Below are 15,615 nucleotides of genomic sequence, written 5' to 3' on the forward strand. Positions count from 1 at the left end.
GCGGCACTTGTGGGGCAACAAATTAGGAACCCAAAATGGGGAGCAAGATTACTAGCGGTCAATCGTTCCCACGATTGCAAGCCAAATCAGACCGTGGATTCTCAACGAAGGGAAAATAACTATCTCCGCAGACTTCTCTACCGGTACGTTCGAAGTAGTCTGATAGACGGATCGCCGCGCGCTTGGATCGCGTGGACAACATCCAGTATGTCCTGTGCCTCGATGCTGGCAATCGGGCGTGATCAGCGATGGGCAGTCGGAGTGACCTGGACGCCGTCAATTTCTGAATCTGACGGAGAAAATGATGATTGACCTGCACTACTGGACCACGCCGAATGGGCACAAGATCACGATGTTCCTTGAGGAAACCGGCTTAGCCTACAAGCTAGTGCCGGTCAACCTGGTCAAGAATGAGCAGTTCGAGCCGGCGTTCCTTGAGATCGCTCCGAACAACAAGATGCCGGCGATCGTGGATCACAACCCAGTCGATTGCGGCAAGCCGATCAGCATCTTCGAGTCCGGCGCGATCCTTCAATATCCGGCCGAGAAGACTGGGCAGCTCTTACCGAAGGACCTCCGCGGCCGCGTCGAGGTGAATCAGTGGCTGTTCTGGCAGGTGGCAGGGCTCGGGCCGATGCCCGGCCAGCTCATCTTCTTCCTTCGCAACGCCGAGAAGCATCCCTTCGGCATCGAGCGCTACACGAAGGAGACCGAGCGTCTATTCGGCGTGCTCAACAAGCGGCTCGAAGGCCGGGAATGGCTCGCCGGTGATGCCTATTCGATCGCCGACATCGCGACATATGCCTGGGCGGCTCCGTACAACCTCTTCGGCCTCAGCCTCGACACCTACCCGGCGCTGGAGCGCTGGCTGGAGGCGGTCGCATCGCGCCCGGCGACCGAGCGTGCCTACGCGATCGCGAAAGAAATGAATCCGCAGGCGCCGCAGCCGGTGCGGCGGGCTGAACGTGAAATCGCCAGGGCGGCGAGCTGACCACCGGTTGGCGTGCGCGCAGCCGGCTTGGATGCGCACGTCGTAACTTTCCACCACCCCACAGGAGTAAGACCTTGATCGAAGTTTACACCGACGCCACGCCCAACGGCCTGAAGGTTTCCATCGCCCTTGAGGAGCTGGGACTGCTATACAAGGTTCGCCGCGTCTTCCTCGGCGGTGAACAGATGACGCCGGAATTCACGGCGCTGAACCCGAACCAGAAGATCCCGGTGCTGGTCGACGACGACGTGGTGGTGACCGAGTCCGGCGCCATCCTGTTCTATCTGGCGGAGAAGACAGGCAAGCTCCTGCCGAAGAACCCCAAGGCGCGCATCAAGGCCATCGAAATGCTGTTCAACCAGATGTCATCGCTCGGGCCGATGATCGGGCAGTTGGTCGTGTTCCGTGGTCCATGGCAGAACAAGGCGCCGGAGGTGACGAACCGCTACTTCAAGGAAGTCAGCCGCATCTATGGCGTGTTGAACAAGCGTCTCGAAGGCCAGCCCTATTTCGCCGGCGACGAATTCAGCATCGCCGATATCGCCTTCCTGCCCTGGATTCGGTTCGCCGCGAACGTCCCGTTCACGGCCGACCTTCCCCTCGCGGAGAACCCTAATCTCAAGGCTTGGCTGGAGCGGGTGCTGGCGCGGCCGGCGGTCCAGAAGGGCGTCGCCATTCCCGAGCCGTTCCCGCCGGAGAAGCAGTTCGAAGGCTTCATCAAGGCGACCGTGGGCGTGGGCGACCTGCATAAGTAAGTCACTTTTATCCGCGTGCCCGCCCGTCGAGCGGGAAAGCACTCCCCATCCGACCGCGCAACCGTCCTTCCAAGGCCAGCTGCGCGAGTGGTTCACCCCCAGCGCGCGGGATAGAGGGACATCTAAGCGGAGGAAGTCATCCACTCGCTCGAGATTGATGCCTTCCCGAAAATCGGCTCACATAGCGGACAGAGAACCCCAGCCGCCGAATTCTGGCGCATGACCGTTGCCGGCCGATACGTTGGAGGCGTGCGTCCGTCGAAGCGATAGCCCGGGTTCTCGCGACCGCCAGTCACCCCTGTCCCTTCGCCGAATAGGGACAGCGCATCGTGTCGTCCAACATCGCATCCTTGTCCATGGCGTGCTTGGCCATGTCGTCGTTGGACATCGTGCCCTGATCCTGTGCGAGCGCAATCCTACCGACCGACAAGAACATCGTAGCCAAACCTGCAACGGTCAATTTCTTCACGACATCACTCCATTACTGGTTGGATAAAAAAGCCGGGTTCCCCGGATACCTCGATGGTCCATGGCACATGTGCCACGGGAAAGCTCGTGCAGACGCTTTATGTACTTCGCCGTCTGGTACGGTTGATAAATTTGGTTTGATGGAGCGAGGCACCAACTTCCGCAGTACACTTTCTCCTCCCCCGATCCCCACCTGCTGCGTCCGTACATCGCCTCTGCTGACGCGGCACGGGCACGGGCCTCCACTGCCAGGAGCAACAATGCATATCGATCTCACAGGAAAACTTGCGCTCGTAACCGGCTCGGCCGCGGGCATCGGTCTCGCCACGGCCAAAGGCCTCGCCGCCTCCGGAGCGGCGGTCATTGTCAGCAGTCGCCACGCCGAACACGTGCGTGTGGCAGAAGCTGCCGTCCGGTCGATCGCGCCCGGCGCCGACGTGCAGGGTTTCGTCGGTGATCTTTCGACGGCCGCTGGCAGCGGCGCGCTGGTAGAGGCGTTCCCGAAGGTGGATATCCTCGTGAACAACCTCGGCGTGTTTCAGTTGCAGGACTTCTTCGAGATCCCGGACTCGGAATGGATGCGTTTCTTCGAAACAAACGTGATGTCGGGCGTGCGCCTCGCACGCGCTTACGCCCCCGCGATGGCGCAGCAGGGCTGGGGACGCATCGTGTTCGTTTCGTCGGAGTCGAGCTTGAATATTCCGTCCGATATGGTTCACTACGGCATGACGAAAACCGCGCAACTGGCGGTGGCCCGTGGCCTCGCCAAGCGGCTCGCCGGAACCGGCGTGACGGTCAATTCGGTGCTGCCCGGGCCGACGCTATCCGACGGCGTCGCTGACATGCTCAAGGGTGAAGTCGCCGCGACAGGGAAGACCGTCGAAGAAGTGGCTGCCGCGTTCGTGCGCACGCATCGCGGCTCGTCCATCATTCAACGCGCCGCGAGCGTGGATGAAGTGGCGAACATGATCGTCTATGTCTGCTCGCAGCAAGCATCGGCGACGACGGGCGCGGCATTGCGCGTGGATGGCGGCGTCGTCGAAACGATCGCCTGAGGATATCGTCAGCCTGTCGAACGAATATGCGAGCTACTGAGACTGCGCAAGCGCGAATGTGCTGTGGCAAGTCTGACAGTCTTTGAGTCACGCACGCGCCGCTCAGTGGCAATCAACGAGACCTGTATGTCTGTGGCGCACGTAGTGGCTGGCGGCTCCGCACTGTGCAAGCCGCCATTCGCTGAATGTGCCCCGGGAATCGACGCTCGGTATGGCAGTCGTTCTCGGGTCTCTGCGGGCGACAGGCCAAGCGGCCTAGCCGGTGTTGCCGTAGCCGATGTAGTCGAACGGATTACTGCCCTTGGTGGAGATCGTCTGCGCCGAATCCTTCAGGCCATGAATATGGATTCCCACGACCCCCAGGCCGTCGTCCCAGGCCTTGACGATCTCGTAGTTGATCCACTTTCTATTCGCCGTGTTCGTTCCGACCAATACCACGACGCAGGTACCGCAATCTCGTTCTCCAGGCTGACACTCACCTCGCGGGCGCGCTATGGTGCCAGTTCATGCTGGTCGAAAAAATGGAACATAATGCCCTTCGTAGCTGCCTGCGATTTACCGGCAACATCCGACAGACATTCACTCTTCTAGTTTGGGCGGCTCGGCACAACCCCGGTTTTACCAATGGGGTGGCGCTCATTCCGCCGCTATGTTGATCGCGGCTGCGACCTACATCGGATCAGATTTCGTTTGTCATTACTGGCGGCGAGCCCAATGGGCGCCAGTCGAATTTTATTGTTCCGCCCAAAGTTGCCAAAGATAACAATTCAATGTAAATCAACGACTTAATTCATCACCCTAGATCAGGTTTTATATGTTGATTACCAGCAACCACTGAGCGCGATATTTCCTCTCGCTCGGCAAGCGTCAACGCAAGTCCGGAGCGGAGTCGTCGTGCCGGTTGTCTTCCGCCTGTTTCCGCCAGAATCCGCTGTACCGACGAGTGATTCCGGTCAAACAGCTGGGCGATCTTCTGAAGCGATTCGCCGTTCCGCCAGCGTTCCCACATTAACGTTTTCTGGCTGTCTGTTGGGCGCCAAGGTATCCAAACTCAGCGCCGAATTGGTACACGGTTGCTGGGGATAGCCTTACTTTGTGCGACCGAACTGAACGGCCGGGCGGCGCCGGGAAATTCACCGCTCGAGTTCTATGACAGTGCCGTGAATTTATCGTGACTCACTCAAAGAAACTTGCTTAAAGCACGTCCTGATCTATGAATCAAGTCGTAGGGCCGCGGTCCAACTGCGCCATTCGACCGGCTGGCAATGGGAATTTTTGAATTACAGCGGGAATATTTGAGCTACAGCCGTCGTTTAACCTCATTGGCGCTAACTCGCGGAGCAATTTCTCACCAGGCAGCGTAGGGAGGGCAGTCATGTCTCAGGTCTCTTGGGGTCTCAAAGCGGCGGCCGTGCTCATTCTCGCCGCCGGATTCACAATCGGGCATGCCGCTGACGATGATGCTTACGTCGTCACACCACTCGTGTCCAACTTGGCGGGCGCTGCTCCGAAGGTCGACACGGTACTACAGAACGCGTGGGGTATTGCCTTTAGTCCGGCAGCAAGTCCATTCTGGATCAACGACAATGCTACCGGCTGCGCCACGCTGTATGACGGCGAGGGGACAAAGGTGCCGCTGCAGGTTTCCATCCCGCTGCCAGGCAATGTCATACCGGCCAGCGCGTGTCACCCCGTCTTTCCCAACACGAATCCCACGCCTGCGGCGCCGACCGGAATGGTGTGGAATTCCTCGCCGACGTTTCTCGTGCCAGGTACCAAGATCCCGGCCGTATTCATCTTCGCGACCGAGGACGGTACGATTTCCGCTTGGGCCGGTGGGTTGAATCCGGCAACCAACGCCGTGATCGCGGTCGATAACTCGTCCAATCCCTCCGCCGCCAGCGGCGCCGTCTACAAGGGTCTTGTCTTCGGTGTGAACGCGAACGGAGTATTCCTGTTTGCAACGAACTTTCGCGCGGGTCGGCTTGATGTATTCGGCCCGAACGGTGCGAACGGCTTGTTCACGCCCGCGACGACAGACGGCGGCTTCATCGATCCACAAATTCCAGCCGGATACGCGCCGTTTGGTATCGCGAACATCGATGGCGACCTTTTCGTCACCTATGCGCTGCAGAACGCTCAGAAGCACGACGACGTTGCTGGCAACGGTCATGGATTCGTCGATGTATTCGATACAGACGGCCACCTGCTGCGCCGCTTCGCCAGCCGAGGGGCGCTCAACTCGCCTTGGGGAATGACGCGGGCATCGTTTGCGTTCGGCCGCTTCAGCGGCAAGATCTTGATTGGCAACTTCGGCAATGGCCGAATCAATGTCTTCAACGATGACGGCACGTTCGTTGATCAGCTGGAGGACCCGTACGGCAATCCACTGGCTATCGACGGCTTGTGGACCCTGACGCGAGGTGGCGGCAGCCACTCGAGCTCGGACACGCTGTACTTCTCGGCGGGTCCTAACCAGGAGACCAATGGACTGTTCGGTACCATAGCACCGACGAGCGTCTCGAAGGCAAAAGAGCACAGCCAATAGCCGAAAATCGCGCGTGGCTCCCTGCGCAGCTTCCTGGCGGTGACCTCGTCACCGTCAGGAAGTGGCAAGCGTGCAGCGCGATGGGGCTGGAGGTGCCCCTCACGAACATCGCCGACAAGATGAGCGTAGACCTCCCCCACTTTGATCGTCGTACTCACCGGAGACCGCGGCCTCGTCCGGGGGAGGATCCGATGTTCGAGGGATTATGTGGTGGTCTCCAGCTCGATCAATGCCCGTGCATACCGCCGCCAAAGCCTCCTCCCACGAAGTGTCCACCTGCGCCGCTCCCCATACGACCACCTCCGCCACTCGAGGCATGTCCGCCTGCGCCGCCTCCCATACGACCACCGCCGCCACTCGAAACATGTCCGCCTTCGCCGCCACCATATCCGCCGGTCGACATGTGCCCCGCTTGCGCGGGCACGCCGGACGGCATCACTACCACGTGCGGCGCTTGAGCGGGGACGCTTGGCGGCATTCCTACCACCTGCCGCGCTTGAGCGGGGACGCTTGGCGGCATCGCTACCATGTGCCCCGGTTGAGCGGAGACGCTTGGCGGCATGGCTACGCTGTGCGACCGTTGAGCGGGGGGGACGCTGGACGGCATGTCTACGCCGCGCCCCGGATGATCACGGAACCCCGAAGGCGTGCCTACGATGTGATTCAGATGTTGGCCGAAGCGATCGTGGTCGAAGCGATCGTGATCGAAGTCGTGGTCGAAGTGATGGTGATGGTGGTGGTGGCGGTGGAATTCGTCAAAGAAAACGAATGACCCGCCGAACCCGACCGGCCCCCAGTACCAAGGCTCGTAAGAGTACGGCTCATAAGAGTTCGCGTAGCCCGGCACGGCCCATGACTGGTCATCGACGGGCACGAACACCCAGGTGCCGTCAGGCTGCTGGCAGGCCCGCGCGGTGAACGGCTGCATGACGCCATCGATTTCTGCTTGACCTGACACGTCACGGCACGTGGAAGTATCGATCGGCTGCCCTTCGTAAGTCTCGGCCGCCACGGGGGCGACGCAGACCAGACCGGCGAGTAGCGCCGGTCCAAGTCGAACTACGTTGCACATGATTCATCTGCCAGGAGCGCGCACCGTGCGCGGCGTAGCCGCTTCAGCCTGGCGCCCCAGTGTTTCACTGCTTTTGTGCTCCCTATCCTTCGGACAGAAAAACGTATGGAGCGTTCGCTTTATTCCTCTCAACCGAGCTGCCGGACCTGCTTGTACATCCCAAGCGACGCGCAAGAGTCAACGGGCCGTCCGAACGGCCCAATGACCACCGGAGAGTCTTACTGGGCAAAGCTCGCGTGCGAAATAGATGTGTCAAACGCGGTCGCGCTTCGCGTTGTCGTCACGAGCAAGGGGGGGACGGATTCATTACGCTCTACCCGCCCGTTGCCACGACCCCATGCGAACGATGCCACGGATACCAACGCATCGGTTACATCAATCCCGCGAGAGTTTTGCCACACCGGATCACAATACTCTTCATGAGCCTGCTCACCTAGAAGCTGTTGCGTAATTAATCGAAAGCGATCTGTAGCGGGACGCATCAGTTGCATCAATCCCCCGAGAGTTGTGCCTAATCCTGCATGTGGACGCACAGGCGAATCTACCTCCGGCTACCATGGGCGGACTGGTACAGCTCCCGGATCGGTGTCGTTGCCCACCATGAGATTCCATGCCTTCAGGGAAATTTCCCAGCTGGTCGCCCCCATGCAAAACGGCTCCAAAAACAGGAGAATCTTGGATGAAAGCGTATCGCATTTATTCCGGCAGAAAGCAGGATGCGCTCGAGCTCATCGAGCACACTGTTTCAAACCCCACAGCGCGCGAAGTCCGAGTGCGCGTGCGCGCCGTATCCCTCAGCTATCGCGACCTATTGATTGCCTGGGGCCAATACCCGATCCCGAGCGATCCACCTCCCATCGCCGTTGCTGATGGTGCGGGCGAGGTGATCGCGATCGGCCCGCAAGTGACTCGCTTCAAAGTCGGCGACCACGTGGCCATCCCCTACTACCCCGATTGGATTGATGGCGAGCCGACGCCCGAAAGTGTTCATAGGGTGCCGGGCGCCACCATCGACGGCATGTTGGCGGAGGAAATCGTCGTCCCGGAGGACGTGCTGATTTCGGTTCCCTCCTGGCTGGAGTTCACCGAGGCGGCGACACTCCCGTGTGCGGGCGTCACGGCGTGGAACGCTCTCTTCGTCGGGGGTGCCGCTAAACCCGGGAACACCGTGCTCCTTCTTGGAACCGGGGGAGTCTCGATATGGGCACTACAACTGGGCAAAGCCGCGGGACTACGCACCATTATCACCTCCTCCCGTGATGAAAAGCTCGAGCGCGCGCGCTCCCTCGGAGCGGATCACACAATCAACTATCGCCGCAATCCCGAATGGCAGGAGGAGGTGCGGCGGATCACCGGCGGACGGGGTGTCGATGTCGTCGTCGAAGTCGGCGGCGACGGAACTCTGGGTCGTTCGGTCGCCTCCATACGCCCCGGCGGCACGGTTTCCATCGTTGGCGGCGTCGGCGGCTGGGCAACTGAGATCGAGATTCAGCCGGTCCTGATGCGAGCCGCGCGCCTGATGGGCATTTTAGTCGGCAGCCGCGCGATGTTCGAGGATCTGAGTCGGTTCGTCACGGCCGCAAAGATTCGGCCGACGATCGATCGGGTCTTCAGCTTCGATCAGGCGCGCGAGGCCTACGCGTACCTGGAATCGGCCAACCACTTCGGCAAGGTCGTGATCAAGGTCGGCGACTGAGCGCGATTCAATTCGAGCCCATCGTGCCGTCATGAGGAGTGGTCCAATGAAGAAGTCAGGCGTTAAACCGCACCAAGCCGACGAGCAGCTGTCTGATGCGAAGCTGAGCCGCCGCCATCTCATTCAAGGCGCAGTCGCTGCGTCCGCACCGGTCGAAGCCGCCGAACCGTCAGCGCACCGGGGCAGCGATCCGAAAGCTGAGGTAGAGGGAATTGAACGCAAGCTGATGTGCGGGATACCGCATTAGCCAAGTCATCCGCAGCGTATCGAGGAGAATTTCGACTGGAAATCGCACGCGAAACACTCCTGACCATTGCTTTGGTCTTCATGACGAGGCGCTTTTCAACAGCCTGTTCGGGAGGACGGTCATTGATTACCGGGCGGCACAACCGGTGCTCGACGCACCCCGGCAAGCGGCGAGCCATAGCCACCGGATTGCGCGTTGTTGGGCAAGCCGTTTGCCAGTTGTGCACGCGGATCGGCGGGGTTCAGCGGGAGTTCGCCCGCTTGCCTGGCTCCATGCGTGGGATATTCGCTTCCGAGTGGAGCATCCGGCATTAGCGCAAGGCTATTCTTCGGTGAATAGACGTTGTCTTGTGCGGAAGGCGGTCGAGTATGAGCGCTCGAGCCGATGGAGAACAAAACCGATCCTGAAATCAGACTGGCAAGCAACAGAGAGTTTTTCATCGCGATCTCCCGGCACGGCCGTTGCACGAGGGGCGTTCGTCACGCCCCCTGTGCTTCTTACAGAGGCGTACTTCGAATCGACGGCACGGGCAAAGCACCGATTCATCTAGGATTACTACATAATTCTCGGGTCAGGCCGGCACTGAGACAGCCGCTCGTTTGGGCTCGTCTGTCGGCAGGCTTACCGAGGAAAACCGTTCCTGGTCGATGTTTATTCCCGCGTCATACAGGCAGCTTGCGCCAGGTGCGGAGCATGCGAGGCGACGCAATGCGGCATTCCTTTGCCAGCACTTTGCTGGTCGCTTTGGGCAGCGCTTTGGGCAGCGCTTTGGGCGGCTAACCTCGCCCCCGCATCCTAAATGTAGGCAGGGCAATTCGAATCCTTGACAGCCGACGGATTGTAGCCGCCGAAATGAATATTGCAGAAGCTAACCGGTCCGACGCAGGCCGGTGGGGCGGATGGAGACGTCTTGCGCTCGATGTGACCGGCGTCGCTCCTGTCTGTCATTTCGGCACCCGTACCGCCGTCGTCTTTTTGCTGCTTGAGCCCGGGGGCTTGCTCTTCAGAGATCGGGGCGGCGTCGGGGGATGATGCGTCGGTGACAGAATTCAGACCGTTGCTTTCGGCTTCGATCAATTCCTGACGCACTTGCTCTCGGGTCTTTTCTTGAGCTGGCGTGTTGGCGGCAATGACCGCTCCGGCGCAGAACATCAGGGAGAAAATCACGATTCGCTTGATCACTTTAGATTCCTAAGTAGATGATTATAATGAAATTGTGTTGCAATAAGAATCGCGCGGACGACTCGTTTTATTTCTATCTGGCCACACGCATCGTAGTGGCTTGGCCTATAGAAGGCAGACTCGTCGCGATGCCACCGTTCTCCGGTATAGGGATTTATTGAGCCACGCCACAAACACATACTCGTCGTATGCGTTGCAATCGACCAGAATCCAGTGGGGCAGAACGTTGGTTACGGCAGTCTCCTTTTCTCCGCGCGCTTCAATGTGAGTGGACCGAAACGCTGTAGTCGTCACGAGGCTTGCTCACGCGAATGTATACCTGGGACGGGCGCCGCTTATTCCCGCGGCTTCTATGGGCTTGTACAAAAACGTGAGGCACTGACGAACGCGTTGCGCAGCGAGTTGCTGCCGCAGGACCATGGCGGCATCGGGTCGTTCCATCACTGACGACATATTCACCGCAGCTGCACGGCGCCGCGCCGAGCATCGCCCCCAACGACGCGGCGCTCCCCAATCGGTTCGATCCGAAGTGGCAGCGGCGGCTATCCAATGCGTCAGCACGAGCAACGGAAGCATGTGACCCGAACTTCATGCGCTGCACGCGGCACATCGTGGGAATAAACCGGCCCATTCTCCGGTATTCCGATCAGACGCGGGAGTGCGGAGGATACGCAGATGGACAACGAAAAGAGGCGAGCACAGGACGTTCCAAGCCAGCTGCAACGGGATCTCGCAGACCATCGCAAGTCGGGTGAGGAACCATGGCCATCCCTGCTTTGGCTGGCGCGAGCATGCTTTGGCCACTGCACAGGCGCGCGCCGCGCCCCATGGTTTGAGAGCCGCTGCTGGAGGCAACTGATCTGCTGGAGCCGTGGATTGCTGAGGGTCACCCCAGAAGGGCAGCAACACAGACTGACGCCGACGTCATCGAGCGGGCTCGTCGACGGAAAAGCTTGGGCAGCGCGGAGCCGGGTGAAATGCTTATGCCGTACGGGCGGCTCGGGCGATAGTATCGCAATGGGATCGGGAACAGCAACGCTTCGTCAGACACCAAACCGCCGACCGACTCAAGCCCGCACACGCAAGGCGACGATGAATTTCAGTAATTTCTGAAGAACGACTGAAGCCGCCGGAATTCTGCTGATGAACAACCACGAGGCCGGAAGACCGGGGCCGGGGCGTGCCGGGATGCGACGGGCCTCGCAAAGGCTGCAGTTCTGTTCCGGCGTGGTGACTGGGACATACGGGTAGCAACCCTCCGGTTCCAACGATGTGCCACGTGCTGCACACGAAGTTCGGGTCACATGCTTCCGTCGTTCGTGCTGACGCATCGGATATCCGCCGCTGCCACTTCGGATCGAACTGATAGGGGAGCGCCGCGTCGCTGAGGGCGATCCTCGACGCGGCGCCATGCATCTTCGGTGAATACGTCGTCAGTGATGGAACGACCCGATGCCATAGTCCTGCGGCAGCAACTCGTTGCGCGACGCATTCGTCAGTGCCCCAAGTTTTTGTACAAGCCCATTGAAGCCGGCGGAATAAGCGGCGCCCGTCCCAGGTATACCTTCGCGTGAGCAGGCCTCGTGACGACTACCGCGTTTCGGACCACTCACATAACGGTTCGAAGCGAAGCCAAGACTGGAGGTTCACCATGAAATCGCTCATTCAAGCCATTGCAGTTGCCGCGGTACTCAGCGTCCCGACCGTATCGTTTGCTCAGTCGGACGCCAGCGCCGCCAAGAACAACGCCGCTGTGTCAGGCTACGGCGGTGTGGCCGATGACACGTCGGCGTCGGGTTCGCATCATCCGCTTCTAGCACTGGATCATTCGATTCACTCGATGGGACATGCGATTCGTTCGTCGATTCGCCCCGACCCCAATGACGGCACGAAACCGATCTACTTTGGTGCACATTAAGCCCTAACGTTTCCCAATCGTTGTCGGCCCGGCCGGCGAGCGCGAGCGCTGCCCTCAAGATCGAGGTTCGATGTCTATGCCTCACTCTCGGTGTTAGATTCGTAAAGGATTACTAATTTATCTCGATCGACAGATGGCGACAATGAAATGCTGAAACTTGTTTTATCGAAGCGGCGCGCCGCGGGCTAGCAAAACGTTCATCTGTTTCATTGCAGTTCGACACGTTGCGCAGCCCAACATTGCTTCGTCACAACACCGCACAAGGAGCGGACGACATGAAACTTTTCTGGAGCAAAACTGCGGTGGCGCTTTGTGTGCTGCTGGCAAGCGGTGCGGCGTCGGCAGCCAGCAAGCTGACGCCGGCCGAATGCAACGACTATCCTTTCAAGCGATTGAGCAAACCGGTCACGCATGCTCAACTGATGCAAGAACTCAGAGAACTGGAATCGGTCGGCTACGATCCATCGGCCTACGATGATAGCTACTATCCATCGGACGTCCTGTTGGCGCAAGCGCGGCTCAGGTTGAAATACCGTGCCGATTGTCTCGGAGAGAATGTGAAGGTGCCCACGACACGGATTGAATCGAGCAGTGCCCTGTTCTCGCCGATGCAAAACTAATATTCATTGAAAGGGCTACCAGCCGCTCCAGGAGGGGGTGGCCTGGATCGACCGCGCATGTGGCTTGATTTATCGCGCTGGGATTTCGGCGGGCACTTCGATAGCAAAGCGCTCAGAACAGCGTATCTGAACGTCGGCTGGCCCGCTGACGGCAGCCGCCATTCGCAGCGACGCTGCCCACTCTAGAGGACGCTACGAAGTCAAGCAATGCCGGCGGCGACACCGACAAGACGCGCTTGTCGGAAAACGGACACGCATCCCACGCCGCAGCAAAAGACCACGCGCAAGGGAAGATTGCGAGTATCCGCCGTCATATTGACTCCAAATGGGGTGATCAAGGTTCGATTCGAGTGGGCCTACAGGTATCCAGGAATCGGAGGACACGACATCGGCCCCTTGTGGGCAACCTGCGTCGCAGACAAACGCAGCAGGCTGATTTGCTGTACCGACCTCCACGTGCGCGATCGTCGATCGCGGCGCGAACCAATTTGTACTTCAACCCGCTGTCATGCCTAGACGATGGAGTAGTTCCGCACCGGCTGGGGTTAGCCGAAATCTGCCCTCGTCGAAAGCCGTGGGCACGATTTCGACGAGGCTCGCTTCTTGAAGAGCGATCGCATCTGGATCACCAGGCGCGACCTGGCTGGGTGCATCAAGCAGTAGAAACAGAATGGCGATTTCATGGTGACTTAGCAGCGATCTCATCATCGACCTCGGGTCTGGGGCAGGGGGCGCATCGGCAGCGACAAACAACTTGAGTTTCGAATGATTTGAATGTTGCGGCGAATCCAACGTTATCCCCGTCAGACCTCTGTTGATCGACTTCACGGAACCCGTCTAATTACGTTATTGAAGCCACCAGAGAAGGTCGGCTTTGGGTCGTTCAGGCAATACAACACGACGTCCTGCCGCACGGGATTGGATGCCTTCCGGTTGACACATGGTCATTCCCAATGTTTGCCCAGACGCCGAGTCATCTAAAGTGAATCAATCCGTTACCGCCCGCGCGGATAGGCGTCCCGGACCAAATCCTCGGCATCCCTGACGCCCCGCGCGCGCCGGGTCGGCGCATATCGTTTATGCACCGCGAATTTGCAGGCGGACCGCCTGCTTGATCGCTGGCATGCTCTCTTGGCCTTTACCGAAATCGCTCGCAATTTATTCCAGCTTCGAACTGAAAAAATGGATGTGAATAACCCCGCCGTGGCGACGGCCTACCCACCGCCCTCACCTGCACGACACGGGACGACGCGGGCATGCTGGCCACCGGCTCCGGGGATTTCGTTTGATGCCTTTGCGAGAACACGAACAGGCGAACAGGTACCCCTTCGATTGTCGTGCTGTCATCGCACGGCCGGATCAGTCTGCCCAGCGGGTACCCGCCAGCGTGACCGCAGTATGCGTCGCCCCCACATTGTAAAAGTCCGGCTCTGCCCTGCTGCGACGGGTGAATGGCGGCACAGTCAAAGATTTCCTGGTGGCTCACGAATACGGCGGTTTCTGTTTTAGTTTGAAGCTCCTTCGATCCGTATGACGCTCTCCTATGCTGCAAGCCGGTGACCCGCGAATGCCGGGCGTGCAATCGCGGGCGGAAAGACGCACCAGCAGCCGTCATCGTGGCGAAAGAAGAAAATCGCACGCGAACCGCTCGGGGCCAAGGCCTCGATGCGCACATAGCGTCTCCTCTCGCAACCGGTGCGGCCGAATTGAACTACGCGGAGCCGCGTCGTCGGAGTTGGCGTAAGCCATTTTTCTACCAGGAACCGCAGGGACTTCTCGGCGATGTTCATGTCCGCCTCCTTCCATTTCTTCCGCAGCTCACGCCGATCGGCGATTGGTAGCAGAACCCTGCGACCTGTGGATCGTGCTGCGTACACTGAGCTAACCACGCCAGCGTCCGTTTTATTCCGAAGGCACGCATGTAAGCTCGAATTGCCGCGCACCGAAATGGCCGACGTCGACGCAAAGGAAAGGAAGCCGCGCTCCGGCGACTACCGCTGAGCCGCGGTCAAACCGCGCACTCACGGACACGATCATTCATGCCTGACCTCGGTTTAACCAGGATGGCGCTGAGCGGCGCTATTTTGGGGACCCGCAGCAATCTGCGGCAAGCACAAATCGCGATTTGGATTGCTTCCCACTCTTAGGCCGGTTTGGCACCCCGCAGCTCCCTAAACCAGAAACGAGTCGTCAACGCTGAGCACGTGTTCTTCGAAACCGCTCCTGTCGTAAAACGCGTCGCGACCCGGTCCACTCCCACCGCCGTCATTCGATCCGCGACGAGCTGACGATGTCGGCGGCGCTGTAGTCAGGGCGGTGCCGGCCAGCGTCAACAGCCGCTCTCGGCTGATTTCCGTCACCTTCCCAAGACCATCCAATGTCCATCCGTCAAGCTAAGCACACCTGGAATGGTGGGTGAGCGCCGTCAGGATCTCGCGGTCGATGTCGTGAACACCGCGTCATCGAGCCTTCTTCCGGACGGCGCCTCAACTTCTGGCGGCACATGCTCCCGCAGAGCGCACCTACTGGACAGTGATGGTGGCCTTCATATACGGATGTATGCCGCAGAGCACTTTGTATATCCCCGGCTTGTCGAACTTGAACTGATATGTATCGTTCTGATCGAGCGCGGCGGAGTGGAATATGCCGGCATCGTTGACGACCGTATGCGGTTCGCCGTCCATATTTTTCCAGGTCACGGTCGTGCCAACCTTAACCGTGAGGGACATCGGCGAAAACATGAAATTCTTGATAACGATTTCATTGGGCTCCTGCGCTTGCGCAGCAGGCAACCCGGTGACCAATGCCGCGATGAGCATCCCGCTGCCAACGGAGAGGACAAACGCGCGACGAAAGAGACTGGATAGCATGGGTTGGATCCTTGTTCAGTGAGCGATATTCGAAGTCAGGCGAGGGTCGTGTCGGAAAGCATCGCCGCGTGGGGGTGGCGCGAGATCTTGATGCTGGTCACGCCAAGCATCCTGGGGAGCTGATCGCTCGCCACCGTCAGTGGCCCAGGTCCGGGCCCGTTGCCTGCGGTCGGTTGCGGATAGGCCGTCGAGC

The 15,615-nt window shown here is 59.5% G+C and carries 15 protein-coding genes and 2 pseudogenes; 9 read left to right on the top strand and 8 right to left on the bottom strand.

What is annotated here, in order from left to right; translation table 11 throughout:
* Positions 1-304 precede the first annotated feature (304 nt).
* Together J3489_RS10285 and J3489_RS10290 are read left to right on the top strand one after the other, a co-directional pair.
* On the top strand, positions 305-991 hold the full coding sequence (locus J3489_RS10285; RefSeq protein WP_206998023.1) for a glutathione binding-like protein: 687 nt from the start codon (positions 305-307) through the stop codon (positions 989-991).
* A 74-nt stretch (positions 992-1,065) separates the two neighbouring features.
* On the top strand, positions 1,066-1,746 hold the full coding sequence (locus tag J3489_RS10290) for a glutathione S-transferase family protein (protein ID WP_206997627.1): 681 nt from the start codon (positions 1,066-1,068) through the stop codon (positions 1,744-1,746).
* Positions 1,747-2,038: 292 nt separating this feature from the next.
* Here J3489_RS10290 and J3489_RS10295 read toward each other — a convergent pair whose 3' ends face one another.
* Positions 2,039-2,215, bottom strand: coding sequence for a hypothetical protein (locus J3489_RS10295; RefSeq protein WP_206997628.1), 177 nt, complete (start codon positions 2,213-2,215; stop codon positions 2,039-2,041).
* Positions 2,216-2,474: 259 nt separating this feature from the next.
* On the opposite strand from J3489_RS10295, the gene J3489_RS10300 reads away from it, so the two are divergent.
* Complete coding sequence (locus J3489_RS10300; protein ID WP_206997629.1) at positions 2,475-3,269, top strand: SDR family NAD(P)-dependent oxidoreductase; 795 nt, start codon at positions 2,475-2,477, stop codon at positions 3,267-3,269.
* 255 nt (positions 3,270-3,524) lie between these two features.
* Here J3489_RS10300 and J3489_RS10305 read toward each other — a convergent pair whose 3' ends face one another.
* Both J3489_RS10305 and J3489_RS10310 read right to left on the bottom strand, forming a co-directional pair.
* Positions 3,525-3,707: a TIR domain-containing protein gene (locus tag J3489_RS10305; RefSeq protein WP_309491355.1), complete on the bottom strand. Its 183-nt coding sequence runs from the start codon at positions 3,705-3,707 to the stop codon at positions 3,525-3,527.
* Positions 3,708-4,089: 382 nt separating this feature from the next.
* Positions 4,090-4,278 (bottom strand): annotated as a pseudogene (locus J3489_RS10310) (IS30 family transposase); the annotation flags it as partial.
* A 366-nt stretch (positions 4,279-4,644) separates the two neighbouring features.
* Between J3489_RS10310 and J3489_RS10315 the strand changes: the two are divergent.
* The 4 genes from J3489_RS10315 to J3489_RS10330 all read left to right on the top strand — a co-directional run bounded on the left by J3489_RS10315 (position 4,645) and on the right by J3489_RS10330 (position 8,832).
* Positions 4,645-5,817: a TIGR03118 family protein gene (locus J3489_RS10315; RefSeq protein ID WP_206997630.1), complete on the top strand. Its 1,173-nt coding sequence runs from the start codon at positions 4,645-4,647 to the stop codon at positions 5,815-5,817.
* A 625-nt stretch (positions 5,818-6,442) separates the two neighbouring features.
* The gene (locus J3489_RS10320; RefSeq protein WP_206997631.1) at positions 6,443-6,589 is read left to right on the top strand and encodes a hypothetical protein; all 147 of its coding nucleotides are present in this window, start codon (positions 6,443-6,445) and stop codon (positions 6,587-6,589) included.
* Positions 6,590-7,568: 979 nt separating this feature from the next.
* Positions 7,569-8,585 (top strand): zinc-dependent alcohol dehydrogenase family protein, encoded by a 1,017-nt coding sequence (locus tag J3489_RS10325; protein WP_206997632.1) that lies wholly within the window; start codon positions 7,569-7,571, stop codon positions 8,583-8,585.
* Between the two features lie 46 nt (positions 8,586-8,631).
* Entirely contained in the window at positions 8,632-8,832 is a 201-nt protein-coding gene (locus tag J3489_RS10330) for a hypothetical protein (RefSeq protein ID WP_206997633.1), read from the top strand.
* A gap of 119 nt (positions 8,833-8,951) precedes the next feature.
* On the opposite strand, the gene J3489_RS10335 is transcribed toward J3489_RS10330, so the two are convergent.
* Positions 8,952-9,272, bottom strand: a complete 321-nt coding sequence (locus tag J3489_RS10335; RefSeq protein WP_206997634.1) for a hypothetical protein — start codon at positions 9,270-9,272, stop codon at positions 8,952-8,954.
* 355 nt (positions 9,273-9,627) lie between these two features.
* Positions 9,628-10,014, bottom strand: a complete 387-nt coding sequence (locus J3489_RS38325) for a DUF4148 domain-containing protein (RefSeq protein WP_309491356.1) — start codon at positions 10,012-10,014, stop codon at positions 9,628-9,630.
* Positions 10,015-11,665: 1,651 nt separating this feature from the next.
* Here J3489_RS38325 and J3489_RS10345 point away from each other — a divergent pair.
* Positions 11,666-11,932 carry a hypothetical protein gene (locus J3489_RS10345; protein ID WP_206997635.1) on the top strand — a complete coding sequence of 89 codons (267 nt, stop codon included), beginning with the start codon at positions 11,666-11,668 and terminating at the stop codon, positions 11,930-11,932.
* Between the two features lie 275 nt (positions 11,933-12,207).
* Positions 12,208-12,552, top strand: coding sequence for a DUF4148 domain-containing protein (locus tag J3489_RS10350; RefSeq protein ID WP_206997636.1), 345 nt, complete (start codon positions 12,208-12,210; stop codon positions 12,550-12,552).
* Positions 12,553-14,093: 1,541 nt separating this feature from the next.
* Here the strand turns inward: J3489_RS10350 and J3489_RS10355 are convergent.
* The 3 genes and pseudogenes from J3489_RS10355 to J3489_RS37530 all read right to left on the bottom strand — a co-directional run.
* The gene (locus tag J3489_RS10355) at positions 14,094-14,342 is read right to left on the bottom strand and encodes a hypothetical protein (protein ID WP_206997637.1); all 249 of its coding nucleotides are present in this window, start codon (positions 14,340-14,342) and stop codon (positions 14,094-14,096) included.
* A 732-nt stretch (positions 14,343-15,074) separates the two neighbouring features.
* The gene (locus J3489_RS10360) at positions 15,075-15,371 is read right to left on the bottom strand and encodes a cupredoxin domain-containing protein (RefSeq protein ID WP_374193445.1); all 297 of its coding nucleotides are present in this window, start codon (positions 15,369-15,371) and stop codon (positions 15,075-15,077) included.
* Positions 15,372-15,457: 86 nt separating this feature from the next.
* Positions 15,458-15,615 (bottom strand): annotated as a pseudogene (locus J3489_RS37530) (metallophosphoesterase); the annotation flags it as partial.

The sequence above is a fragment of the Trinickia mobilis genome, from assembly GCF_017315705.1.
GTDB classification, from domain to species: Bacteria; Pseudomonadota; Gammaproteobacteria; order Burkholderiales; family Burkholderiaceae; genus Trinickia_A; species Trinickia_A mobilis.

Bases quoted from the DNA above. Each gene is read 5' to 3' on its own strand.
- J3489_RS10285 (WP_206998023.1), top strand. From the start codon at position 305: ATGATTGACCTGCACTACTGGACCACGCCGAATGGGCACAAGATCACG.
- J3489_RS10360 (WP_374193445.1), bottom strand. From the start codon at position 15,371: ATGCTCATCGCGGCATTGGTCACCGGGTTGCCTGCTGCGCAAGCGCAG.
- J3489_RS10300 (WP_206997629.1), top strand. From the start codon at position 2,475: ATGCATATCGATCTCACAGGAAAACTTGCGCTCGTAACCGGCTCGGCC.
- J3489_RS10330 (WP_206997633.1), top strand. From the start codon at position 8,632: ATGAAGAAGTCAGGCGTTAAACCGCACCAAGCCGACGAGCAGCTGTCT.
- J3489_RS10355 (WP_206997637.1), bottom strand. From the start codon at position 14,342: ATGAACATCGCCGAGAAGTCCCTGCGGTTCCTGGTAGAAAAATGGCTT.
- J3489_RS10325 (WP_206997632.1), top strand. From the start codon at position 7,569: ATGAAAGCGTATCGCATTTATTCCGGCAGAAAGCAGGATGCGCTCGAG.
- J3489_RS10320 (WP_206997631.1), top strand. From the start codon at position 6,443: ATGATCACGGAACCCCGAAGGCGTGCCTACGATGTGATTCAGATGTTG.
- J3489_RS10315 (WP_206997630.1), top strand. From the start codon at position 4,645: ATGTCTCAGGTCTCTTGGGGTCTCAAAGCGGCGGCCGTGCTCATTCTC.
- J3489_RS10350 (WP_206997636.1), top strand. From the start codon at position 12,208: ATGAAACTTTTCTGGAGCAAAACTGCGGTGGCGCTTTGTGTGCTGCTG.
- J3489_RS10345 (WP_206997635.1), top strand. From the start codon at position 11,666: ATGAAATCGCTCATTCAAGCCATTGCAGTTGCCGCGGTACTCAGCGTC.
- J3489_RS10335 (WP_206997634.1), bottom strand. From the start codon at position 9,272: ATGAAAAACTCTCTGTTGCTTGCCAGTCTGATTTCAGGATCGGTTTTG.